The following is a 22,467-nucleotide window of genomic DNA, read 5'->3' as shown; positions in this document are numbered from 1 at the left end:
TTCAGCTCGCTCACGCTTCGGCTGGGTGCAAGTTACCTAAGCGCGGAGCAGCGCAAAAACCTATCTGCTGCGGAGCACATTCATGCCCAGTCTTGTCTTGCGCACGGCCACCCTGGACGACCTCGCCCTGCTGCAGCACTGGGACGAACAGCCGCACGTCTGGGGTGCCGACCCGCACGACGACTGGGGCTGGCCGGTGGAACTGGCGCGGCGGCCCGACTGGCGCGAGCAGCTGATCGCGGAACTGGACGGCCGGCCGATAGGTTTTGTGCAGATCATCGATCCGGAGCAGGAAGATTCGCACTACTGGGGCGACTGCGGCCCGCAGCTGCGGGCGATCGACCTGTGGATAGGCGAGGCCGATTGCCTGGGCCAGGGCTGGGGCACGCAGATGATGCAGCAGGCGTTGCAGCGCTGTTTCGCCGCGGCCGAGGTGATGGCGGTGATCATCGACCCGCTGCTCGCCAATACGCGCGCCCAGCTGTTCTACCAGCGCCTGGGCTTCGAAGCCCAGGGCGTGCAGCAGTTTGGCGCGGACGAATGCCTGGTGATGGGGCTGTCGCGGGAAGAATGGCAGCTGTCGCAAGGCTGACCTGAGCAGTGTACTTGTGCGGAATTCCTGTGCCGCGCTTTGGCTGCCATGTGTACGAGGCCGCTCGGCGGCGCAGGGGCAGGAATGTCCGCCGGGGACATCGACGGCGCAGATCCGATTCGCGATGGCCGTCACGATAGCGCGCGAACCGGCCGCTAGCATGGACGACCGGCGGACGGGGAATGCAATCATGCGCAGAATGGTATTTGCGGCGCTGGCCCTGACCAGCACGCCGCTTTGGGGTTTGACGGCCAGCGATTTCGTCTATCGCACCGGCTCGGTCGACGGCGGCAACGCGCTGCCGCTGCCTTATCGCATCCATGTACCGGCCGCCTGTGCCAGCCGGCGCTGTCCCGTGCTGCTGTTCCTGCACGGTGCCGGCGAGACCGGCAGCAACAACACGGCGCAGCTGGGCAATCGCGCCAACGGCGCGTTCCAGCTGGCGGAAGCTGCAGCGACCGCGGGCACGCCGGTAGTGATGGTGGCGCCGCAGACGCCGGAATGGTGGGGCAACGACAATCCCACCGCCGGGCTGGCGGATATTCTCGACGACGTGCAGCGCGAGTTCGGCTTCGATCCGGCGCGTGTGTACGTGAGCGGCCTGTCCATGGGCGGCGGCGGCACCATCGGCTTCCTGCAGCGCTACGACGCGGTGGCGGCTGCGGCGATTCCGGTCTGTCCGGCCGGCGTGATCAGCTCGACGATCGACCGCGACCGTCTGTGGAATACGCCGAGCTGGTTCTTCCACGCCGCCAACGACGGCACGGTGCCGGTGGACAATTCGCGCACCAGCGTCGCCACCTTGCGAGCCGGCGGCGGCGATCCGATCTATACCGAATACGTCAGCGGCGACCATGGCATCTGGAGCCAGTCCTACGCCATTGCGCGCCTGGTGCCGTGGATGCTGGCACAGCGCTGGCGGCTGCCCATGGTGGCGACTGCGCCGGCGCTGAGCCTCAGCGCGCCGACGACGCGCGCCACCTTGTATACCAATGCGGCGAGTATCAATGTCGCCGGCACGGTCAGCGCCGACGCCCAGGCCAGCGGCGTGGCCTACGGTTTCGGCGCGCTGGCCGGCCAGGCCAGCGGCACCAGCAGCTTCACCACGCCGGCGCTGGCGGTGCCGGCGAATACAGCGACGATTTTGCGCGTACAGGCCATGGGCACCAGCTATGTGGCCAACCTCGGTGGCAACAGCACGTTTTCGCGCAGTGTGCGGGTGGTGCATCCGGCGCCGGCCAACCGCGCGCCACGCATCGCCCTGTGGCTGGAGCCGGTGGCCCGCGTCGGCCAGCCGCTGCGCCTGCGTGCCCTGGTCGATGACGACGAACAGCCGCAGGCCGTGCCGACGGTGACGTTCCAGGTGCTGGAAAGCCCGGCCGTGACGGCGCTGGACGTGGATGCGGCCAGCCCGGCGCTGGCCTGGATCACGCCCGGCCAGCCCGGCCTGTATCGCATCCAGGCCACGGCCAGCGACGGCAGCCTGCAGGCCAGCACGGTCAGCAGCGTGCTGGTGCTGGCGGCTGGCGTGCCGCGCCCGGTGCTCAGTGCCGTGAATGCCGGCGGCGCCGCCTTCACCAGCAGTGAAGGCGTGAGCTACGCGGCCGACAGCGGTTTCAGCGGCGGCGCCGTGGAGAGCCTGGGCAGCGGCGTGACGACCCTGCTGGGCACGCAGGACGACACGCTGTACCGCGCCACGCGCCGCGGCAACAGTTTCAGCTATGCGCGGACGGTGCCGAACGGGCGCTACCTGGTCGCGCTGCATTTTTCCGAATGGCGCTGGTTCACCGCCGTGGCGCGCGGCATCGACGTGGCCATCGAAGGCGCGCCGGTGCTGGCTGGCTTCGACCTGTACCGCTGGGCCGGGCTGCGCCAGGCGCTGCGCATGGGATTTGTGACCAATGTTTCCGATGGAACATTGAACATCGCCGTGGCGAAAAGCGCCGGTGCCGCGGGCGAGGCACGCCTGGATGCGTTCGAGATCATTTCCCTGGGCGCCTCGGACGTCATCATGAAAGACGGGTTTCAACCCTGAACGGCAAACGTAGAACGTATCTGCAGCGCCGGGCCGGTCGAGCCGGCGGCGAATGCGGGCAGGGTGCCGCTGCTGTCGCTGGTCGCTAGCGCTGCGGCGTCGGCGTCAGGCCGGGAGAAGACGGTCCCGCTCCAGCTGTCCCTGGTGCCCGGCACCAGATCGAAGCCGAGTACGTGGCGGCCGGTGTAGCCTCCGCGGAAATTCACCTGCCTGATCTTGGCGTGCTCGCTGCTGTTGCTCAGCGTGAGCAGGGTGCTCTGGCGCGATTGCACGGTGTAATACGGAAACAGCAGCACCTGGCCGCTGCCGTTGGGGCTGACAGGGACCGCCTGGGCCTGGTTCGCGGTCAAGGCCAGCGCGAGCGCACTCACTCAAGAAAGGGTATGGCGCATGCAAGAACGCCGCGCGGTTGCAACGCGGTGTTGTATACGCAGCCTGTCGTGGCAGGTGTTAGTCGATTGCCAACGCCGCGCCGTGCCGGTTTCTGCGCACCGGAACGGTGACGGACCGAGCGGATGCGGGGTCTGCCAATGCGCAGCGTTTCAGCGGCGCCGCACGGCCGGCAGAAAGGCGACCTTGCCGCTGGTGGCGCATTCGGCGGCGCGCTGCTCCAGCCAGCTCAGCAGTGGGTTCCAGTCGTCGCGGTGGCTGCGCGCGGCGGCACTGTCGTCTTCGAACAGGCTGAGGCCGCTGCCGGCCAGGCGTACATAGGTCTGCGAATCGCGCACACGGATCAGCGCGGCCTGGGTCAGCCGGCCCAGCGTGGCATCGAGTTCGCGCGTGGCGACGGCGCGCTCGCGCAGGCGGTTGGCGATCAGGGCGACCCGCAGGCTGCCCTGGCGCACTTCGGGCAGGCGCCGCACGATGTCGAGAAAGCCCAGCGTGGCGCGCAGGTCCAGTGGCGAGGGCACCAGCGGTACCAGCAATACGTCGGCATGGCGCGCGAAGGGCACGAACTCGTGGGCGCGCAAGCCGGCCGGCGTATCGATGAGCAGCACCTGGGTATCGGCCGGCAGGCGCAAGACCCAGCCGGGGCTGAGGCCATGGGCAGGGTCGTTGCTGGCCAGCGCACGGATCGGCGGCCGATGGGCGGGACGCAGCTGCGACCAGGCCAGGGACGAGCCCTGCGGATCGCAATCGACCAGGGTGGTCTGGCGGCCGGCGCGGGCGAAATAGCCCGCCAGCGTGCTGGTGATGGTGGTCTTGCCGCAGCCGCCCTTGCTGTTGGCGACGAGGATACGAAACACCCTTGCTCCCCCTGCCGCCGCACCGCTTCCTGCGATGGTGGCGACTGTTGCGCCGGCCACTGCCGGCGGCACCGGCGTGCCATCGTGGCGGCGCCGGGCCTTTGCGCGGGCACAGTGTAGTCCGCCGGGCCGGGCCGTGCGCATATTTTGCCGCTGCCGGGCGCCGTGCGGCGCCGGCGGGCCTGGCACAACCCGGCCAAGTGCTTGAAAAACCGTCTGCTGCGCCGCCGCATTGTGCGGCACGTCTTGCACTTGTCCTGTATTGAACAAAAGATGCGTATTGAAGCTAAGTAACTTTGGCAATTTGTGCGAAAAGAAGCGTTCGCCATGGGCGCCGTTTCGCGTTGGGGAATTGGGGGGAGGCAGACGCGTCAGGGGCGCGGGCTGCTCCGGTCGCACGGCGCGGGGCCCGCCGTGTCATTCACGTTCGCAATGACGGAGAGCAACCAATGAGATCCCTGAATACCACGGCTGGCCGCGTGTCGCGGCTGTGCCTGCTTGGCTTGCCGTTGCTGGCGGTGGCGCCGCTGGCGCAGGCGCAGAACTTCGAAACCTATTACGGCGAAAGGCCGGCGCGCGACGGCAGCGAAGATGTGAAGTCGGTGCGCTATTGCCCGAACAAGGGCAGCATCCTGGTCGGCACGCGGGTGAACGGCAGCAATGGCGTCATCGAAGTGCTGGCCACGCGCGTGGACGACAACGGCGTGGCGATCTGGCAGCGCGCGTACAACATCGCCGGCAGCAAGAACAGCACGGCCAATGCGGTGGCGGAACTGCGCAGCGGTGCGGGCTTCGTGCTCACCGGTGCGGTGCAGCCCACATCCACGGTCGCCGATACCTTCCTCTACGTGCTGCATGTCAATTGCGACGGCAAGGTGCTGTGGACGCGGCTGCTGGCCAACCAGGGCACGGGCAGCCGTGCGGTCGGCTTCGACATCGTCGAATCGACCGGCCCGGTCATCGGTCCGGTGGCGCAGACCGAGCTGATCGTGGTCGGCGACGAGAACATGCCCGCGCCGGCCGGCGCGATCCACGGCCGCATCGCGCGCATCACGTCGCTGGGCGGGCTGGTGTTCAATTTCGCCTATAGCCAGCCGGCCAATCCGCAGGGCATCCGTTTCCGCGCGGTGACGGAGAATCGCTCCAGCTCGTCCAACCTGGCGGATATCGTTGTCGCCGGCTCGGCGGCGTGGAGTACCAACTGGGTCAACGACCGCCGCGCGCTGCTGTTCCGCACGCGCTCCAACGGCGCGCCGCTGTGCAATGTGGCGATGGGCGCGACCGACAGCAGCAGCGACGACTACTACGGCATCACCGCGCTGGCAGCGAACAATTTCGCCGGCGAAAGCGTGCTGGTCGGCGCCTCGCGGGCGAACACCGCCGCGCCGCTGGTCTATCTCACGCGCTTCAGCGCCGGCGGCTGCGCACCGCTGGTGCAGTCGCAGTGGCGCGATACAACCGACGGCGCCACCGCGTTCGATGTGGTGGAATCGCCGCTGCTGACGACCGGCCTGGCACCGTCCATCGTCGCCACCGGCACCATCGCCGGTGCGACCGTGCAGGGCGACGGTTTTGCGCTGACCGCGCAGGATGGCAACCTCGGTCCGCTGGGCGCGCAGTTCCGCTACAGCACGCAGAGCACGCGGCGCGAAACCCTGCTCGCCATCGACAACAAGGGCACGCGCTTCGTCATGTCGGGCAGCACCTTCAGCGACTGGGACGGGGTTGGCGACGGGCAGGATTTCTACTTCGTGCAGACCGACCCGAACAAGAAGACCCAATGCGTGCGCGAGTGGGATCACACCTGGTCGCCGGCGCAGCTGCCGCGGGTCGAGTTCACCCCGCCGGTGAAGTCGATGCCCAGCATCAAGGAAGCACAGACGCCTGAGTTCGACGCGTTCGACCAGGGTTATTGCTGCCAGTTCGATCCGGGTTGAGGTCGTTGTGCTGCGCCGCTCAGGGACGGCGATGAGCGCAGTTGCCTGACCCCGCCGCGGCATGCCTGGCATGCCGCGGCGTTTTACTTCTGTGGTGAAGTGGATATTTTCGTAACGAAGGCGGCCAGCTCCGCATCGCCGATCGGCGTGAGCGACAGCTGCGCCTGTTCGCGCAAGGTGTCGACCAGCGCCTGCGCCCAGAGCGCGTTCCAGGCCAGGCCGGAATGGCCGTCGGCCACGACGGCACTGGCGACATCGTCGCCGACCCGTGCCTGGATGCGGCGGCCATCGGCCAGCACGGCGGCATGGTAGTCCGCGCTGCCGTCGGCCTTGCGCCCGCCCCAATGCGCGGCAAACCAGCGGGTGTCGTCGAAGAACACCAGGCGCGCATCGGCCGCGGCCAGCGCCTTCAGTGAGTCGTCGTAGCGCTGCATCGCCGTGGCGATGCGCTGCTGTGGCAGCGCCTGCGGCCAGCGCTGCGCCAGCGGCGGCCAGTGCACATTGTCGAAAATGCCGACCAGCACGATGCGCGTCTGCGCGTGTGCGGCAAGGATCTGCTGCACGCTGGCCTGGATTTCCGCGATGCAGGCGTCCACGTCGGCATCGACTTCGCGGTGCTCGCCGCGGGCGACGGCGTCCAGGCTTTCCTCGTCGCCGACATCGTTGATGCCGATGCGGATCACCACCACGCCGTGGCGCCAGCGCAGCGGGTCCAGCGCCATCAGCTGCAGCAGGTTGCCGGTCTGCCGCTCGCCGCTGCGCAGCAGGTCGTCGCAGACCGCGCCGGACACGGCGAAGTTGTAGCGGTAGTCGAGCTTGAGCGGACGCCGCTGCACGGCACCGAACAGCGTGCGCAGGCGCGCGATGGCGCCGTTGCTGCCCCAGCGGTCCCAGCGGCCCGGATCGATTTCGCTGCCGCGCAGCCGGGCCAGTACTTCGGTCCATTGCAGGGTCTGCGCACGCTGGGCGCCGCCGCGGGATTCGCCGTCGTCGGCGATGGCGACGGTGTCCTGGTAGGAATGGCTGTCCGAATCGCCGAGCACCGCCAGGGCGAGGCGGCCGTCGGCGGGCGCATCGGCGCGGCCGTCGCTGGTCACGCTGCGGTAGAGCTGCACCAGGGCGACGACCAGCAGCGCGGCGGCAATCGCGGCGAGCCAGCGGGTTCGTGCAGAACTAGTGTCCTGTCTCGCCAATACCATTAACTAATTCCGGTGTCTTGACCAGCTTCGCTGTTGAAAACCGCCGCGATACGTCGTTGCGATTCGTTGCCGTAGCGCTGCTACGCCTCCTCATCGCGCCTGGTCTCCCGGCGAAATTCATCCGGAATTTCTTTAACGTATTTACGAGACAGGACACTAGCTGCCGGCGGCATTGCGCAGCTCCTGCGGGGTCAGCGAATGGCTGCGGGCCCAGGCCCGGCGCAGCTGGCGTGCAGAGCCGAAGCCGCTGCGTTCCGCCACGCGCTCCATGTCCAGGCGAGTATGCCGCAGCAGCTCCTGCGCCAGCGCCACGCGCAGGCGGTTGATGTAGTCCGGCAGGCTCATGCCGGCGTATTCGTTGAACAGGCGCGACAGATGGCGCGGGCTGGTATGTGCCAGCTGCGCCAGCGCGGCCAGGTTCCAGCCGTGCTCGGGCGCGGCGGCGATGGCGTCCTGCACGCGATGTACGGCCGGGTGGATATGGTTGCGGCCTTCCAGCCAGGGCGACAGCTGCGGATCGGTGCCGCTGCGGCGAAGATACACGACCAGGTGCCGCGCCACCGCGAGGGCGCAGGCCGGCGAGGTGTGCTGGGCCAGCCAGTGCAGCATCAGGTCGATGCCGGCGGTGACGCCGGCGCTGCTCCAGCAGTTGCCGTCTTCGACGTAGAGGCGGTTGTCGGCAATGCGCGCGGCCGGCGCCAGTGCGCGCAGTTCGTCCTGGCAGGCGTAGTGCGTGGTGCAATGGCGTCCGTCCAGCAGCCCGGCGCGCGCCGCCAGCAGTGCGCCGGAACAGATCGACAGCAGCTGGTGGCCCGGCGCGATGCAGCGGCGCAGCCAGGCGACGATACATGCCTCGTCGGCGTCGTCGCCGGCACGCTGCGGGGTAGTGGTAAAAGCGACATCGTCCACATTGCCGCTGATCAGCACGGCCGCCTCGGCGGGCAGCCCGGCAGGCAGGGCTCCCAGGCCCGCAAGACTCAGGCCGATGGAGCAGTCCAGCTGCGGCCGCGCCGCGACGTAGTGCACGGCGAAGCGCAGCTGGTCCTGTTCCTTGTTGGCCCGGCGCAAGACTTCCAGCGGGCCGGCGATGTCCAGCAGCAGGCAGCGCGGCGGTATCACCACCCAGACGTCGAGCGTGCGGGTGGCCGGCGTGCTCATGCGGCCTGGCGTTGTGCCGGGCCGGCCAGTGCCTGGGCCACCGTGGCGATGCGGGCGAAGCGCTGGTCGAGTACCAGTTCGCTGCGTGCCTTGATCTCCGCGGCGCTCCAGTCGCGGCCGTGGGCGTCGCGCATGGCGAAGGTGAGGGTGGCCTCGCTGACGAAATCGACGGCATAGCCGAGGTCGGAGGCGTGTCGCGTCGTGGTTTCGCAGCATTGTTCGGTGCGGATGCCGCTGATCAGCAGGCGGCGGATGCCGTGTTCGGTCAGCCATACGTCCAGGCCGCTGCCGACCAGGGCGCTGTGGCGGGTCTTGTGGAATACCGCGTCGGCTTCGACGCGCAGCGGCGCCAGCGCCTTGACGAAGCCCGAGTCCAGCGCGAAGACGCCCGCGGGCTCCACATGGAAGATCTGCACTACGGCGATGCCGGCCTGGCGCGCGCCGTCGATCAGGGCCTGCTGGCGGTCAAAATACGCCGCGGTGTCGGCGTCGCTCCAGTAAGGACGCTGGCGGAAGGATTCCTGCGCGTCGATGACGATAAGGGCAGTATCGGCAAGGGACATGGGCGTGCTCCGGTGGTTGATGGTAGCCCATCTTGCGCGGCGGCAGCGCCGCTCGAAATGCCGGTACAGGACGGCGGCAGGACAGAAAACGCCATCGTGGAAAATGCCACCGCCCGGCCCGGTCGTCGGCCGCGGCGATTCCGGTAGGATGCGCTCGCCGCCCCGCAGGAACTGCATCCTGGTGAATGCCGAATCCGCTACCGTTGCCGTGCACCGGCCGCCGCGCCATCCACACGCCTGGCTGTACGGGTTTGGCGCCAGCCAGCTGGCTGGACTGGGCCTGTGCTGGGGCGCCGGCTGGGCCTGGGGACTGCTCGTGCTGCTGGGCGGCCAGGCGCTGCTGTTCTGGGCCACGCTATGGCCACAGTCGCGCTTGTTCAGTCCGGTGCTGGTGCGGCTGCCGACGGCGGCGGTCTGGCTGACTATCGACGACGGTCCTTCCGACGACACGCTGGCGGTGCTGGATCTGCTCGATCGCCATCAGGCCAAGGCGTGCTTTTTTCTGGTCGCCGAGCGCGCCCAGGCGCGGCCGCAATTGCTGCGGGAAATCCTGGCGCGCGGGCACGAGGTCGGCAATCACAGTTTCAGTCATCCCGAGAAATGGTTCTGGGCCTTGCCGCCGGCGGCGATGCGCGCGCAGATCGACCGCGCGCAGCAGGTGCTGGCCGAACTCGGCGGGCGTGCGCCGCGCTGGTTCCGCGCCGTGGTCGGCATGGCCAATCCCTTCGTGGCCGCGGCGCTGAAGCCGCTGGGCCTGGCCCGCGTGGCCTGGAGCGCGCGCGGCTTCGACGCGCGCGAAGCCGACCCGGCGCGCGTGGTGGCGCGCATCCGGCGCGGCCTGCGTCCTGGCGCGATCGTGCTGCTGCACGAAGGCGCGCCGCACGGCAACAGCGTGGCCATTGTCGCTGCGGTGCTGCAGGAGATAGCCCGGCAGGGCCATGCCATGCGCAATCCCTGAGCTTTGCCCGTCGGTGGATTAAGCGTGTTTTGCCACAATGCGCCAATTGTTGAACGGCGTGCGGCCGAACAGCGGCGAGAATTCCGCGCTCAGGCCGGCAGCGGCAAAGCGCGCGCGCAGGTCGTCGGGATCGGGATAGCGGCGCGGACCGGCATTCATCCAGCGTGTCCAGCGCGAGAAGCGGTCGACGGCCCGGGTGGTGCGGGCGCGCCAGCTGCCGTCGTCCAGGCCGGTGCGCAGCAGCAGCACGGCACCGGGAGCGAGCATGCCGATGGCCGCATCGAGCAGGCGCGATTGCGCCACCGGCGGCAGGAATTGCAGCACGTCGAGCAGGGCCACGCTGCCGCAGTGGTCGGGCAGTTGCGTGGCCAGGTCGATGTGGGCGAATTCCACTGCGTCCAGGGCGCGCCGCCCGGCTGCCTGGCGCGCGCTGGCGATCTTGCCGGCATCGTTGTCGACGCCGCGATAGGGCAGGGCAATGCCTTTCTGGCGCAGGGCATGGGCGAGCAGGCCCAGGCCGCAGCCCAGGTCCAGCAGCGGCGCCCGGCTGTGCTGCAGCATGGCGCAAATGCCGTCGTAGAGCGGATCGCTGGCCAGCTTGCTGCGCACGTAATAGTAGTTGTAGCGATTGCCGAAGCGGCTCGGGGGCAGGAAGGCCTGGGCGATGGCCGTCGCCTCGGGCCGCGTCAGGCACGGCGTGGCGCTGCTAGCGGCCATGCCTGGCCTGCGCGGGGCGGCAGCGGGTGGAGCAGGCACGGACAGGCGACGCAGTCATGGGCATTGTTGGCCTTGCGGCAGCGCATCGGCACCGCGCCGGGGCGGTTGCCGGCCTGCAGGTGGAGAGGCATCGGCCGCTGATCATAGCGGTTGCGCGCTGGCCTGCGCGCGGACGCGGCGCTGCCGCCGTTGTCGCCCGGCGTTGCGCTGCGTCGTCAATCAGTGCCAGCGCCGTAGAATCCGCTGCCGCGCCTGTGCACTTGCCGAGATGGTCCATGCCGATACGTGTCGATTCCGCGTCCGCCCTGCGCCTGGGCGAGAACTTGCTTGCGGGCGCCGGCACCGCGGCGATGAGCGTGGTGCGGCATGTGCCGCTGCGTGCCCTGCTGTGGGGCCTGTCCGGCTTCGGCGCCGGCCTGCTGGCGGTGCTGCTGTCGGCGCTGCTGGCCTGGCTCACGTTGGGCAGCGCCGGCCAGCTGTTCGCCGGCCCACGCATCGCCGTGCCGTTGCTGCTGCCGCTGCTGGGCGCGGCCCTGTTCTTCGTACATGGCCTGCATCGCGGCGTCGCCCATGCTGCACTGGCGCTGGAGGCGCAGTGGGGACTGGTGGCGCAGATCGTCGACCGCGTCGTTGCGCTGGTCGACCAGCATCTGGGCGCGCGCCTGCACAACCTGCCGCTGGCCCAGGCCGAGGCGGCGATCAAGCAGGGCGTGCAGCGCTTTCTCGGCAGCGAGGCCAGCCCGGCCGGCGGCCTGCTCGGCTGGGTCGTGGCCAAGGTGCGCAGCCTGGTCACGGCCAAGGTCGAGACCTGCCTGCTGGCGGCCTACCGCGCCGAGCAGAGCGAACAGGGCGGCGGTGGCGTAGACCTGGCCAAGGTGCGCGAGCGCACCGTAGCCGAGGTGTCGGGGCATCTGGCGGAACTGGTGCTTGGCCCGCTGCGCAGCCAGCTGATCGTGTTGCTGCTGCTGTTTTTCGGCCTGGGCATCGGCTGGTTCCATCTGGGCCTGGCCATCGTCGCGCTGCTGCGCTGAGGGCGGCCGACGCGCAAGCGCTGCACACAACGGTGCTGTGCAGGCGCAGGCTTTGCTGCCATCGTCAGGCCAACGGTTTTCTGCACGAACACGGTCATGAATGCTGCTGCCGCGCTGCTGTTTGCCGCTGTCGCCGTGCTGCCCCTGCGCGCGGCGGCCGATGCCTGTGCCGGCGTCGATCGCGGTTTGAACGACGAGGACAGGGCTGGCCTGGGCGCCGTCGTGGCGCGCCAGCTGCAGCTGCGCGGCGTGAAGCTGCTGCAGGCGTTGCGCAGCGAATCGTGGCTGGTGCTGCATATCGCCGCGCGCGATGCGGATAACAGCTACGTGTTTTTTGCCGGCGACCCGCACAGCGAGCGCTATCGCGATGCGATCGGCGAGTTCGCCCTGCCCGAAGGCGAAGCGGCCATCCGCCGCTGGCTGCAGGAAAACCTCAAGGGCATGCCACCGCCGCTGGTGGCCTGCGTCGCGGCGCTGGCGGCCAAGGCACAGTGAGGTTGAAACCAGGACCGGAATTTCAACGCGTCGCGGCAAGCGCCTGCTGCATGCACCCGAGGCAGCGCTGCATGGCCGGCTGCATGAACCCGCGCAGCAGCAGCCCGGCGAAGGGCCGGGCCAGCGCCGAGACGGGCTCGAACAGGTAGCTCCATTCGACGCTGCAGCCATCGCCGTCGGGCTGCAGCTGCCAGTCGGCCTCGCCCTGGCGCACCAGCCAGGCGAACGGCGCGCGGAAACCGCTCAGGCGATAGGCATGCCGCAGCGGTGGCTGCAGTACGTGGATGGTTTCGTCGAGAATCGAACCGTCGCTGTTGTGGATCTGGCGCCGGCTGCCGACGGCCAGCGGCCCGTCCAGCACGATGCGGCGTATTGCCGGTATCGGGCCGTAGCCGGGAAAAACGGCGGGAAAACGCTGCGCGTCGGTACACAGCGCGAATACTTCGGCTATCGGTACGGCGAAGCGCTGCCGTGCCACCAGTCGTATGCCCATCGGGTTTCGCCGCTGCGGAAGTCGCCGCGATGGTAGGCCCTGCGGCGGCCGGCGCCAATCAGCCGCCGCTGTCGAAGCCGTCGCGCAGAATGTAGTCTTCCACAATTTCTGGCGTACAGGCGCTGCTGTCGACCACCTGGCGAGCGTCGTCGATCATCTGGCGGTATTCCGGATAGGCTAGGCTGTTGATGGCCGTGCCGCCGCGCAGCATGAAGACGCCGTACAGCTTGCGCTGCCGGTCCAGCCACGGAAAGAAGCCGAACGCGCCCAGGCTGGAATGCAGCGGCAGGGCCGCGCCGGCTTGCGGATCTATCCAGTTGCCGAGGCCGTAGTGCACCTCGGCCGGCGCCGAGGGCGGCGCATAGGCAACCGGCAGGGTGGCGGTCTGGTCGGCGTACAGGGCCTGCAGCGCGGCGCTGCCGAGAATGCGCCGGCCGTTGCCGACGCCGTCGCCGGCAAGCATCTGCAGCACGCGGCCGTAGTCGCGCAGGGTGGAGCGGCCGCTGCCGCTGATGCGGTAGTTCGCCGTCGCGCCCAGGCCTTGCCAGTCGATGCTGGCAATGCCCAGCGGCGTGCCGATGTCGTCGCGCCAGGATTGCTGCCAGTCCAGGCCCGTGGCCACTTCGGCCATACGCCCGCCGACATGCATGGAAATGCCGCCGTAGGCGAACTGGCTGCCCGGCGTCCAGTTCGACGGAAATGCGATGCAGCAGGCGATGCTGTCTACTGCGGCGGCGAGCGAAGGCTGGTTGGTGCGCAGCACCGGCGAGTCTTCGTCGTCGCCATAGCCGGCGCTGTGGGAGAACATCTGGCGCAGGGTCATGCTGCCTTTCAGGCCGGTGAACTGCGGCAGCAGCCCGGCCACGGGCGCATCCAGATCGAGCCTGCCGCGCTCGGCCAGCTGCACGATGCGTATCGCCGATAGCCACTTTGTCGCCGAGGCGATGGCGATGGTCGTATTGGCGTCATAGCTGCCGAAATAGCGCTCATGCAGTACGCCGTCGGCACGGCCGATCAGTACGGCGCCGCCGTCGAGGCCGGCGTTCTGCAGCAGTTCGTTCATGCGTACGTCGACGGCGTCGAAGGTGCAGGCGGCAGCGGCGCCGCTGCACAGCGACAAGGCAAGGGCCAGCAATGCTGGGCGGCAGGATAGCGGTGGCATGGGTGAACTCCGGCAGGGGATGCCCAGACAACGCGGCATACGGCGGCCGGTTGACGCTGTATACAATGCTGTATTGTCGTGTACCGCGCCGATATTGACAGGGCGGTGGCCCTGCGGCCTGCTAGGCTTGCCTGACCGCTGTGGCAGGTCTCTGCCATCGGCAAATGCACGGCGCCCCCTTGCCAGGTTCAGCCCGAGACCATGACCGACTTCAACTACCAGCCGCCCGAAGCACGCGTCGACGACCAGCCCGAGGTACGCGCGCAGTATTTCTACGTGGTTTCGCAGCGCAAATTCCTGGTGCTGTACCTGATCACCCTGGGCCTGTACGCGATCTATTGGTTCTATGCGCACTGGAGCCAGCAGAAGCGCATGCGCAAGCTCAGGATCATGCCGGTATGGCGCGGTATTTTCAGCCTGTTCTTCGCCCATTCGCTGTTTGGCCAGATCGAGCGGCGGCTGCGGGAGGAACGCTGCGGCCATAGCTGGAATGCCAGCGGCATGGCGACCTTGTACGTGGTGCTCTATGTAGCGAACGGGCTCACGGGCTTCTTCGAGTTTTCATCGCCGCTGTACGACATTGCCGGCCTGATGCTGATACCGGCGCTGGGCATACCGCTGCGCGCGGCGCAGATTGCGGCGAACCATGCCGACCACGATCCTACCGGCAGCAGCAACGACGATTTCAGCGGGGCCAATATTGTCTGGATCGTACTGGGCGGGCTGTTCTGCCTGATGGTGCTGCTGGGGACGTACATGATCGTGGTCGAAAAGATGGCCTAGGCCGTGCCGCAGGCAAACTCCGCCCGCGAGGTTGTTTCCTGTCGACGATCGTGTGGCGAGGCCATGGCCTTGGCGAGTGGCGTTCGATTTTTCTGTCAAGGCTGCCAAAGTTCGCGGCGCAATTCGCTGCGCTCATCGCGCCTTGTGTCGCGCCCTGGGTTGCACGGCGCGCGGCCTATTCGCCGCCGGGCCTGATGCCGGCGCGCAGCATGCCCAGGCCGATCAGGCGCGACACCACCACCGTGATGTAGCCGATGCCGGCGAACTGTTCGAGCATGACCAGCGCTCGCGCCGGCATGCCCAGCGGAATCACATCGCCGATGCCGACGCCGGACAGCGTGGTGAAGCTGAGGAACAGCAATTCCATCCAGCGCCGCGGTTCGGCCGGCGCGCGCAGGCCGGTGAAGCTGTCGGGATACCAGGCCTGGCAGACGAAGAACGCATAGGCGAAGGCCCAGGCGAGCAAGGTGAAGGTTGCGCCGGCAGCAAAATATTCGTCGGTGGTGACGCGGTGGTCGCGCATCATGTAGGCGATCAGGCTGCTCGCGGCATAGAAGTACAGCGCCGATTCGAGCAGGGCCGAATAGACCAGCAGCGCATTGCTGCCCAGGACGATCGCAGTCAGGGTCACCAGCACGGCCGGTACGCCGAGCAGCAGCGCGATCCAGGTGCGTGCCGGGCTGCGGTCGACCACCCATACCGACAGCGATACCGCCACCAGGCCGATCACGCCGAACAGCACGCGGCTGTCTTCGTTGGCATCGGTCAGCGGGTAAAGGATCAGGCTGGCCAGCTGCGCGGCCAGCAGCAGGGCGGAAGGATGGCGGCGCAGCAGTCGCGGAGGTCTCATGGGCTCGGGCGTCGTTGGGCGGAAGCGGACGATAGACGTAACGGCGCCGCGCTACGAGGCCGGCGGCGCATCGTCGAACAGGGCCAGGGTGCCGACCGAGACCACTTCCACGGCGATGTCGCCGACATTGGCCAGGTCGTGATTCTGGCGGCCGTCGAAATGCAGCGAGTCGCCGGCTTCGAGCAGGTATTCCTCGCCGCCGACGCGGTAGCGCACGCGTCCACTCAGCACGTAGACGAATTCGTCGCCGTCGTGGGACACGGTTTCCGAGGCATAACCGACCGGCAGGCACATTTTTACCGCGTTGATCTGGCTGCCGGGAAAACTGCTGGACAGGCGTTCGTAGCTCTGGCCCTGGTCGACGGTGGAATAGCGCTGGCGGCGCCCGGCATGGGAGTCGGCCGAGCGCTGCTCGGGCTGGTCGAGCAGCAGGCGCAGCGGCACATTCAGCGCCTTGGCGATATTCGCCAGCGAGGACAGCGACACGCCGGACAGGTTGCGCTCGGCCTGGGACAGGAAGCCCGCGGAAAGGCCGGCTTCGCTGGCGACGTCGAGCAGGGTCTTGCGCGCCGCGCGGCGGTAGCGGCGCAGGCGTTCGCCGATTCGATCCGTGCTCATGGCGTTCCCTCGACCTGCCGCTCCCGGCGGCGACGCGGCTCAGTGTAGGTGCAAGGCCAGTTCTGGCCCATATTTTTAGCCGTACTTAAAAACCGCTTGACTCGAATTTAAGTGCTGCGTAATTTTTGCCCGCATCGGCGCGGCGGCGCCCAGACAGGGAACGAGATCATGGCAATCGGCATCGGCGGCAGCAGCCGCGAGCAGGCGTTGGCGGGACTGAGCGACATGCTGCAGGGCGCCCAGCCCATAGGCCTGGACGAATACCGCAGCCGCATTGCCCGCGCCCAGGCGCTGATGCGCGAGCAGGGCCTGGCCGCGCTGTATCTGCATGCAGGCACCAGCCTGCGCTATTTCACCGGCCTGGTCTGGCGTGGCAGCGAACGCCTGGTCGGCGCGATCGTGCCGGCCCAGGGCGAGGTGGAATACCTCGCGCCGGCGTTCGAAGAGGGCACTATCCGCGACTATCAGGTGCTGCCCGGCGCCGTACATACCTGGCACGAGCACGAGAGCCCTTACCGCTTGTTGCAGCAGCGCCTGGCCGGCCATGGCCTGGGCATGGCCGGTGCGGTGCTGGGGCTGTGCGAGAGCACGCCGTTCTTCGTCGTCGATGCCTTGCGCCAGCTGGCGCCGGAACTGGAACTGCGCAATGCCCGGCCGGTTACCGCGGCCTGCCGCATGCACAAGTCGGCGGCGGAAATTGCCCTGATGCAGCGTGCCCACGACATGACCCTGGCTGTGCACCGTGCCACCGCGAGCATGCTGTACGAAGGCATCGGCGCGGCCGAGGTCGAGGATTTCATCGAGGCGGCGCACCGCAAGGTCGGCGCGGCCGGTTCGTATTTCTGCATCGTGCTGTTCGGTCCCGACAGCGCGTTTCCCCACGGCGTGCGCCAGCCCAATCCGCTGCGCCGCGACGATATGGTGCTGATCGATACGGGCTGCCTGGTACACGGCTACATGTCCGATATCACGCGCTCGTACGTATTCGGCACGCCCAGTGCGCGCCAGCGGGAAATATGGAACAGTGAAAAAACCGCACAGGCGGCGGCGTTTGCCGCGGCGCGCATCGGCGTGCCCTGCGAAGCCGTCGACGCCGCGGCACGGCGCAGCCTGGAGGCCGACGGCCTGGGGCCGGCCTATGCCTTGCCCGGCCTGCCGCACCGCACCGGCCATGGCATAGGCCTCGACATCCACGAATGGCCTTACCTGGTCGGTGGCGACACGACACTGCTGGCCGCCGGCATGTGCTTCAGCAACGAGCCGATGATCTGCGTGCCGGGCGAATTCGGCATACGCCACGAAGACCACTTCTACATGACGGACCACGGCCCGCGCTGGTTCACCCAGCCGGCGCATTCCATCGACGATCCGTTCGGGCTGGCGGCGTAGGCGCTGCGGCGCGGCGGCTGGGGCGGCTGGGGCGGCTGGGGCGGACAGTCGACAGTTCCGCCGCGGGGATTCAGGAAGATGCTGAAGTTTTGCTTTTGATACTGCGACCCTGGTGCACCAAAGGCGCCGCCAGGCCCTTGCGGCGCGAGGGCTTGGCGAGGCTGTGCGATTGGCAGCCGAGTACAGGCGTCACCGGCGAACGATTGCCGCGCGCTTTGCCGGCGTAGCGGTGGCGGCAGGCCGCTGGGTAGAGGAGCCACGCAGCGGATACTGGCGCGGCCCTTTCTTCGGTACATTCGCGGCTGGACTCGCCATCGCCGCAGGCCGGACGTGCGCAGCTTCATCGCCCTGATCGAACTTCACGGTCTGCCGCTGGTATTCCTCTGCGTGCTGCTGGAGCAGGCCGGCATTCCGCTGCCGGCCTATCCGGTGCTGCTGGTCGCCGCTGCCTTGAGCGCAGCGACGGTCGGCGGGCCGCTCAAGGTGCTGGCGGTGGCGGCGATTGCCGCGCTGATTGCCGACCTGGCCTGGTATGCGGCCGGCCGCCACTATGGCTCGCGCGTGCTGGGTACCTTGTGCCGCCTGTCGCTGTCGCCGGATTCCTGCGTGCGCCAGACCCAGTCGCTGTATACGCGCTACGGTCCGCCGTCGCTGAGCTTTGCCAAGTTCGTACCGGGTTTCGCCTCGCTCGCCACTGCGCTGGCCGGTGCGACGCAGACCCGGCTGCTCACCTTCGTCGCCTATGACCTGATCGGCGCCAGTCTCTGGGCCGGCGTCGCCGTCGTGCTCGGCGTGCTGTTCCGCGACGCGATCGACCAGGTGCTGGATACCTTGGCCAGCCTGGGCCGCTGGGGCGGTGTGCTGGTGGCTGCCCTGGTCGCGGTCTATGTGCTGACGCGCTGGTGGAAGCGGCGCCTGCTGCTGCGCCAGTTGCGCATGGACCGCATCAGCGTGGCGCAGCTGGCGGCACTCATCGACGCGGGCACGCCCCCGCTGATCCTGGATGTGCGCCCGGCGCTGCAGCGCGAACGCGAAGCCGGCATTCCCGGCGCCGTGGCCGTCGACCTGGACGCGCAGGACATGCCGCCGGTACCTGCCGACCGCGAGGTGGTGGTGTATTGCGCCTGTCCGAACGAAGCCTCGGCCGCGCTGGTGGCGCGCAAGCTGATGCGCAAGGGCTTTCGCCGGGTGCGGCCGCTGCAGGACGGCGTCGACGGCTGGATCGCGTTTCGCCAGGAGAATGCCCCCGCCGCGAGCCCTGCCGGATAGCGCGGCCACCGCGTTGCCGCTGGCTGCGACAAGCCGCGCGAATTGCACCGTCGCCGCGGCGAGCAACCAGCCTGTGGCAGTCGCTGCTGGCAATGCTATTTGTTCCAAATGTAGCTTGCTTGGCCGTGTTGCAGCGTCCGTTGACTTGGCTGCGGCGCATCGGCACCCTGCCCGCTTGGGGCTGCATCGGCAGCCGGGGAGCGCAACGATGAACCGATTTATCCGTTGGACGGCCATGGCCGTGGTGTTGCTGTGCCCGGCGCTGGCCGCGGCGGACCAGGTGACCTGCGAGTCCAATGGCGGCAAGCAGGTGGAATGCCGGCTGGATACGCGCGGCGACGTGCGGCTGGTGCGGCAGATCAGCCGCTCGCCTTGCGTGGAAGGCGACAGCTGGGGCCAGTCGCGGCGCGGCGTCTGGGTGAAGGACGGTTGCCGCGCGATATTCGAGACCGACGGCCGGGTCGAGGCCAGGGGCAGCAACTGGGACGACGACCGCGGCCGGGATGGTCGCGACGACAGGGGCGGCCGCGACGACCGGGGCGGCCACAATGGCGGCTATATTGATGCCCGCGAAGACCGGCGTGACGATCATGACGGCCGCGACGACGATGGCTATCGCGACGGCGGCGATACGGTCGAAGTGACCTGCGAATCCCGCGACAACCGCCAGGTCGAATGTCCCATCGATACGCGGGGCGAAGTGCGCCTCGTGCGGCAGCTGAGCAATGCCGCCTGCGTCGAGGGCCGTAGCTGGGGCACCGGCCGGCGCAGCATCTGGGTCAGGAGTGGTTGCCGCGGCGTCTTTGCCACCGAGGTCGGCCGGCACGATTCGCGCGACTATCGCTGAAGCATGCAGGGCGCGAGGCGCAATCAAGCCTCGCGCCGCAACACGCCGCAAGCGTTCGGCGAGCTGCGCAGACAGCGCCGCGGCTTACTGCCGATAGAAGAAATATCCGTCGCTGATCTGCAGCGTGCTGCCGTCGCTGGCGCCCATGCTGCCGTGGAATTTCGCCTCGACCGTGTGCGCATCAGCCTGCAACAGCTGGATGTCGACCGTATAGCCGAAAGGCCCGCCGATCAGATACCGCGATGGGTCGAGGTTGGCGAGCTGGATCGCGCTGCTGCTGATGCCCTTGAGGCTCAGGGTGTTGCCGCTGGCGACGTAGTTGCCCGGGCCGGCCACGCCGAACAGGTTGAGATTGAAGGCCTGCTCGTTCTTGTCCTTGGGGCCCAGCGAGGCGGCCATCAGCACGGCGCGGTCATAGCCGGTGGGATGGAAGGCGGCAAAGAATTCGCGATCCGCCTGCCAGGGCTGGCCGCCGATGGTCATGCGCAATTGCGGACGTCCCTGCTCGGCAGGTTTGGCGGACGTGGCTGCCGGGGCTGCTGCCGTGGCGGCGGGGCTGGCCGGTGCAGCGCCGCCGGTGCTGTTGCCGCTGCTGCAGGCGCACAGGGCGAAGGCGAGAACGGCGAGGACCAGGCGCGGGACGGTCGACGGAGTCATGCGGGTATTCCTTTGAATAAAGGGAAAAGTCCGCATCGTCACGTCTGTCGACATCGTTGACGGGGCGCAAGCACAGTGCTGGCCCGCAGAAAGACGTTGCATAGGGCGATCCGTAGGCGGCCGAAGATCGGATGCGGCGCTTGCCGCATCCGATCTGCACATACGCCGCCCTGGCGCAGAACTGCCATGGCGCGACCCGGATCAATACGCGTTTCAGTTCAGGCCGGCCAGATAGCGCAGGCCGCCTATGCCTGGAAAGAAGCAGTAGATGCTGCCGCGCGTGACGATCATACGGTCGAAGCCCGTGATGGTGGTGTTGTTGCTGCCTTTGGAGCCGATGGCGGCCAGCGTGAAGGAACTGCTGGCCGGATCGTTGGTACCGAGGAATACGTCCTGCCCGCTGATGTTGTAGACCGCATTGCCGTCGGCCGAGCCGCCGGGGCCGGTGGCCGATTTGACGAAGTCGGACAGGTTGTTCCACTGGCTGGTGAGGAATTCGAACTGGTTGGTCAGGCTGGCGTTGATGAAGAATCCGACCAGGCCGCGCGGCGTGTCGTCGGGTTTGGCCGGGTCGTAGACGGGGCCGTAGGGCATGGCGCGGCGCACGATGCGATGGTGCGTGCTGTCGGTGCCGACGACGGCGCCGTTGCGCGGGTTGTTGCGCCGGATATGCGAGCCGATGGGACATTTGATGCCCAGCGTGTCGTCCTGGCCGGGGTCGGCAGTGTTGACATAGTTAAAATTGTTTAATTGTGACGACGGCAGCACCGTGCCCGGCCCATCGGGGAACAGTTCCAGCGGATTGCCGTTGCGCCAGCGTCCGCAGACTTTCGCCGCCAGGGTTTCCACGTCGATGCCGGCCTTGGCCGAATACTGCTGCAGGAAGGTCTCGAAGCCGGCGACGTCCTGCTGCAGCAGGCGGAATGCCGCGTAGCTGCTGTTGGTGCTCAGTGCCGCGGGGGTTACCTGGTAGGTGCCGCCGCTTTCGTTGGCATAGCCGAGCAGGAATTCGCCGGTCTTTACCGCTGGCTGGTCGTCGGGTACCGAGCGCTTGGTCGGCGGTGCGCCGATGACCGTGGGCTGGGCGATATTGTCGCGGTAGCCGAAATGCACGTGGTTGTCGGGCAGGGCTTCGGCGTCCTGGGCGGAAAGCTCGGTGCAGGCACCGGCAAACGCCGCGCGCAGCTGGGCGGAGACCGATTCGAGCTGGGCCGGGTCGGCATCGACCCACAGGCTCAGCACCGCATGTACCTGGCTGCCGTTGCTCATGCCGCCGATCCAGTTGGCCGGTGCGCTGCTGCCGGTGTCGCCGACGATGCCGGCCGTGGTTGTGCTGGTGGCGCCGCGCTGGAAGGCGGCGTCGAAGGTAGTCAGGTCGCCAGCGGCGACGCCGAGTGCGGCGAGGCCGGTGCAGGTGAAGCTGAGATTGACGAAGACGTCGCGGTGCGGCAGCGAGCGCTTGGCCGTGGTGATGCTGGGCAGGCCGTTCGTGCCCTCGACCAGGGCGAGGATGAACTGGCCCATCGCGGCTGCGTTGGTGATGCTGAGGATGAAATGGCGGGCAAGGTCGACGCGGTAGCCGCGCAGCAGCGTGCCCTGCACATCGGCGTAGTCGATAACGGGATCGGTCATGGCGTTTCTCCGCAGGCTGGCGTCGGAAACACAGGGACGCGCGGCACCGCAGAGTGCGGGCCGCGCGTCGTCAAGGCTGGCTGCAAAGCGTCAGAGTGCGGCGAGAATCTGCTGCACCGTGGCGGTATAGGCCTGGTACAAGCCGGTATTGGGCTGGTGTTCCGAGGCATCGTTGGCGGTGATGAAGGCCTCGAACGCGGCGACGTTGTTGGCCACTGGAATCAGCGCCGGACCGCCGACGACGAACTGCAGCAGCGCATCGAACACGGTGCCGACCTGGGAGACGAAGTCCTGGATATACGCATCGAAAGAGCCGTCGTATTCGGTGATGACGGCGATGACGTACTTGGCATTGGCCTCGAGGCCGGGCTGCAGGTTGGGCGTGGCGGCGTCCAGCAGCAGGGTGCGGGCATAGTGCACTGTGCCTATGGAGGTGAGGGCTGCGTCCAGTACTGGTTGGTACTGGGCCAGGGTGGCGGCGATGGCTTCGGGGCTGGTGCCGGGAATCACGGGCATCAAGAGAGTGAGCGGGCTGGCCATTGGAGTATCCATTTGTCCACGAGTTGAGAAAGTGCGCCGACGCGATGGCGCCGGCGGCGATGGCTGACAGGTGCGGGCTCGGTAGCGACGGCGGGCGGCGATCGGTGCTCGTCTTCGGCATCCAAATCTACATAGCGTAAATGGGAGAAGTAACTTCGCAGGCAGATGCAGACATTTTTGCGCGGCGTGCGCCGGGTCGCCGTGCGGCGCCATCGTGGCGGCGGCCAGGCGCGGGCCGGCCGCGTTCGATTTGCGCGCGCGCCGGCGTTAGCATGGGCGGCGTGGGCGGCCATGC

Annotated in this window: 23 protein-coding genes; 10 read left to right on the top strand and 13 right to left on the bottom strand. The window is 68.0% G+C overall.

Translation table 11 applies throughout. The features are described from left to right. Nucleotides 1-82: 82 nt before the first annotated feature. Nucleotides 83-592 carry a GNAT family N-acetyltransferase gene (locus tag DFR29_RS08390; RefSeq protein ID WP_133818135.1) on the top strand — a complete coding sequence of 170 codons (510 nt, stop codon included), beginning with the start codon at nucleotides 83-85 and terminating at the stop codon, nucleotides 590-592. Between the two features lie 190 nt (nucleotides 593-782). After that, nucleotides 783-2,627 carry a malectin domain-containing carbohydrate-binding protein gene (locus tag DFR29_RS08385; protein WP_133818134.1) on the top strand — a complete coding sequence of 615 codons (1,845 nt, stop codon included), beginning with the start codon at nucleotides 783-785 and terminating at the stop codon, nucleotides 2,625-2,627. Here the strand turns inward: DFR29_RS08385 and DFR29_RS08380 are convergent. Then, nucleotides 2,618-2,998 carry a hypothetical protein gene (locus tag DFR29_RS08380; RefSeq protein ID WP_133818133.1) on the bottom strand — a complete coding sequence of 127 codons (381 nt, stop codon included), beginning with the start codon at nucleotides 2,996-2,998 and terminating at the stop codon, nucleotides 2,618-2,620. The two genes, DFR29_RS08385 and DFR29_RS08380, sit on opposite strands and share 10 nt — an antisense overlap. Nucleotides 2,999-3,169: 171 nt before the next feature. Then, nucleotides 3,170-3,874, bottom strand: a complete 705-nt coding sequence (locus DFR29_RS08375; protein ID WP_166653962.1) for a ParA family protein — start codon at nucleotides 3,872-3,874, stop codon at nucleotides 3,170-3,172. A gap of 449 nt (nucleotides 3,875-4,323) precedes the next feature. On the opposite strand from DFR29_RS08375, the gene DFR29_RS08370 reads away from it, so the two are divergent. Then, complete coding sequence (locus DFR29_RS08370; protein WP_133818131.1) at nucleotides 4,324-5,811, top strand: hypothetical protein; 1,488 nt, start codon at nucleotides 4,324-4,326, stop codon at nucleotides 5,809-5,811. 83 nt (nucleotides 5,812-5,894) lie between these two features. Here the strand turns inward: DFR29_RS08370 and DFR29_RS08365 are convergent, their stop codons facing one another. The 3 genes from DFR29_RS08365 to DFR29_RS08355 all read right to left on the bottom strand — a co-directional run bounded on the left by DFR29_RS08365 (nucleotide 5,895) and on the right by DFR29_RS08355 (nucleotide 8,731). Then, on the bottom strand, nucleotides 5,895-7,010 hold the full coding sequence (locus tag DFR29_RS08365; protein WP_133818130.1) for a GDSL-type esterase/lipase family protein: 1,116 nt from the start codon (nucleotides 7,008-7,010) through the stop codon (nucleotides 5,895-5,897). A 156-nt stretch (nucleotides 7,011-7,166) separates the two neighbouring features. Then, nucleotides 7,167-8,168 carry a GlxA family transcriptional regulator gene (locus DFR29_RS08360; RefSeq protein WP_133818129.1) on the bottom strand — a complete coding sequence of 334 codons (1,002 nt, stop codon included), beginning with the start codon at nucleotides 8,166-8,168 and terminating at the stop codon, nucleotides 7,167-7,169. Further along, complete coding sequence (locus DFR29_RS08355) at nucleotides 8,165-8,731, bottom strand: isochorismatase family protein (RefSeq protein ID WP_133818128.1); 567 nt, start codon at nucleotides 8,729-8,731, stop codon at nucleotides 8,165-8,167. Before DFR29_RS08355 ends, DFR29_RS08360 begins: the two co-directional genes overlap by 4 nt. Before the next feature lie 181 nt (nucleotides 8,732-8,912). On the opposite strand from DFR29_RS08355, the gene DFR29_RS08350 reads away from it, so the two are divergent. Beyond that, complete coding sequence (locus tag DFR29_RS08350; protein WP_243745992.1) at nucleotides 8,913-9,689, top strand: polysaccharide deacetylase family protein; 777 nt, start codon at nucleotides 8,913-8,915, stop codon at nucleotides 9,687-9,689. Nucleotides 9,690-9,707: 18 nt separating this feature from the next. Here the strand turns inward: DFR29_RS08350 and DFR29_RS08345 are convergent, their stop codons facing one another. Further along, complete coding sequence (locus tag DFR29_RS08345; protein WP_166653979.1) at nucleotides 9,708-10,379, bottom strand: class I SAM-dependent methyltransferase; 672 nt, start codon at nucleotides 10,377-10,379, stop codon at nucleotides 9,708-9,710. A gap of 302 nt (nucleotides 10,380-10,681) precedes the next feature. Between DFR29_RS08345 and DFR29_RS08340 the strand changes: the two genes are divergently transcribed. Next, complete coding sequence (locus DFR29_RS08340) at nucleotides 10,682-11,437, top strand: hypothetical protein (protein ID WP_133818125.1); 756 nt, start codon at nucleotides 10,682-10,684, stop codon at nucleotides 11,435-11,437. Between the two features lie 96 nt (nucleotides 11,438-11,533). Beyond that, nucleotides 11,534-11,932 (top strand): hypothetical protein, encoded by a 399-nt coding sequence (locus tag DFR29_RS08335; protein WP_133818124.1) that lies wholly within the window; start codon nucleotides 11,534-11,536, stop codon nucleotides 11,930-11,932. 22 nt (nucleotides 11,933-11,954) lie between these two features. Here the strand turns inward: DFR29_RS08335 and DFR29_RS08330 are convergent, their stop codons facing one another. Both DFR29_RS08330 and DFR29_RS08325 read right to left on the bottom strand, forming a co-directional pair. Further along, entirely contained in the window at nucleotides 11,955-12,425 is a 471-nt protein-coding gene (locus tag DFR29_RS08330; protein WP_133818123.1) for an SRPBCC family protein, read from the bottom strand. Nucleotides 12,426-12,483: 58 nt separating this feature from the next. Then, a complete protein-coding gene (locus tag DFR29_RS08325; protein WP_166653961.1) occupies nucleotides 12,484-13,587 on the bottom strand; it encodes a serine hydrolase domain-containing protein in 1,104 nt (367 codons plus the stop codon). A gap of 201 nt (nucleotides 13,588-13,788) precedes the next feature. Between DFR29_RS08325 and DFR29_RS29065 the strand changes: the two genes are divergently transcribed. Continuing rightward, complete coding sequence (locus tag DFR29_RS29065; protein WP_166653960.1) at nucleotides 13,789-14,370, top strand: hypothetical protein; 582 nt, start codon at nucleotides 13,789-13,791, stop codon at nucleotides 14,368-14,370. Nucleotides 14,371-14,545: 175 nt separating this feature from the next. Here the strand turns inward: DFR29_RS29065 and DFR29_RS08315 are convergent, their stop codons facing one another. Beyond that, nucleotides 14,546-15,220, bottom strand: coding sequence for a potassium channel family protein (locus tag DFR29_RS08315; RefSeq protein ID WP_133818120.1), 675 nt, complete (start codon nucleotides 15,218-15,220; stop codon nucleotides 14,546-14,548). 51 nt (nucleotides 15,221-15,271) lie between these two features. Continuing rightward, a complete protein-coding gene (locus tag DFR29_RS08310) occupies nucleotides 15,272-15,838 on the bottom strand; it encodes a helix-turn-helix domain-containing protein (RefSeq protein WP_133818119.1) in 567 nt (188 codons plus the stop codon). Nucleotides 15,839-16,006: 168 nt separating this feature from the next. Here DFR29_RS08310 and DFR29_RS08305 point away from each other — a divergent pair, with 168 nt between their 5' ends. From DFR29_RS08305 to DFR29_RS08295, 3 genes are all read left to right on the top strand, one after another. Then, entirely contained in the window at nucleotides 16,007-17,227 is a 1,221-nt protein-coding gene (locus DFR29_RS08305) for a M24 family metallopeptidase (RefSeq protein WP_133818118.1), read from the top strand. A gap of 330 nt (nucleotides 17,228-17,557) precedes the next feature. After that, nucleotides 17,558-18,496 (top strand): DedA family protein/thiosulfate sulfurtransferase GlpE, encoded by a 939-nt coding sequence (locus DFR29_RS08300; RefSeq protein ID WP_133818117.1) that lies wholly within the window; start codon nucleotides 17,558-17,560, stop codon nucleotides 18,494-18,496. Between the two features lie 208 nt (nucleotides 18,497-18,704). Further along, the gene (locus tag DFR29_RS08295) at nucleotides 18,705-19,343 is read left to right on the top strand and encodes a DUF3011 domain-containing protein (protein WP_133818116.1); all 639 of its coding nucleotides are present in this window, start codon (nucleotides 18,705-18,707) and stop codon (nucleotides 19,341-19,343) included. An 84-nt stretch (nucleotides 19,344-19,427) separates the two neighbouring features. Here the strand turns inward: DFR29_RS08295 and DFR29_RS08290 are convergent, their stop codons facing one another. From DFR29_RS08290 to DFR29_RS08280, 3 genes are all read right to left on the bottom strand, one after another. Beyond that, nucleotides 19,428-20,000 carry a hypothetical protein gene (locus DFR29_RS08290; protein ID WP_133818115.1) on the bottom strand — a complete coding sequence of 191 codons (573 nt, stop codon included), beginning with the start codon at nucleotides 19,998-20,000 and terminating at the stop codon, nucleotides 19,428-19,430. Nucleotides 20,001-20,213: 213 nt separating this feature from the next. Next, on the bottom strand, nucleotides 20,214-21,632 hold the full coding sequence (locus DFR29_RS08285) for a Dyp-type peroxidase (RefSeq protein ID WP_133818114.1): 1,419 nt from the start codon (nucleotides 21,630-21,632) through the stop codon (nucleotides 20,214-20,216). 90 nt (nucleotides 21,633-21,722) lie between these two features. Further along, the gene (locus tag DFR29_RS08280; protein WP_133818113.1) at nucleotides 21,723-22,172 is read right to left on the bottom strand and encodes a hypothetical protein; all 450 of its coding nucleotides are present in this window, start codon (nucleotides 22,170-22,172) and stop codon (nucleotides 21,723-21,725) included. Nucleotides 22,173-22,467 lie beyond the last annotated feature (295 nt).

The organism is Tahibacter aquaticus (genome assembly GCF_004363655.1).
GTDB lineage: Bacteria > Pseudomonadota > Gammaproteobacteria > Xanthomonadales > Rhodanobacteraceae > Tahibacter > Tahibacter aquaticus.
Note: the sequence above shows the minus strand (reverse complement) of the source record. Positions and strands in the feature narration are given on the sequence as shown.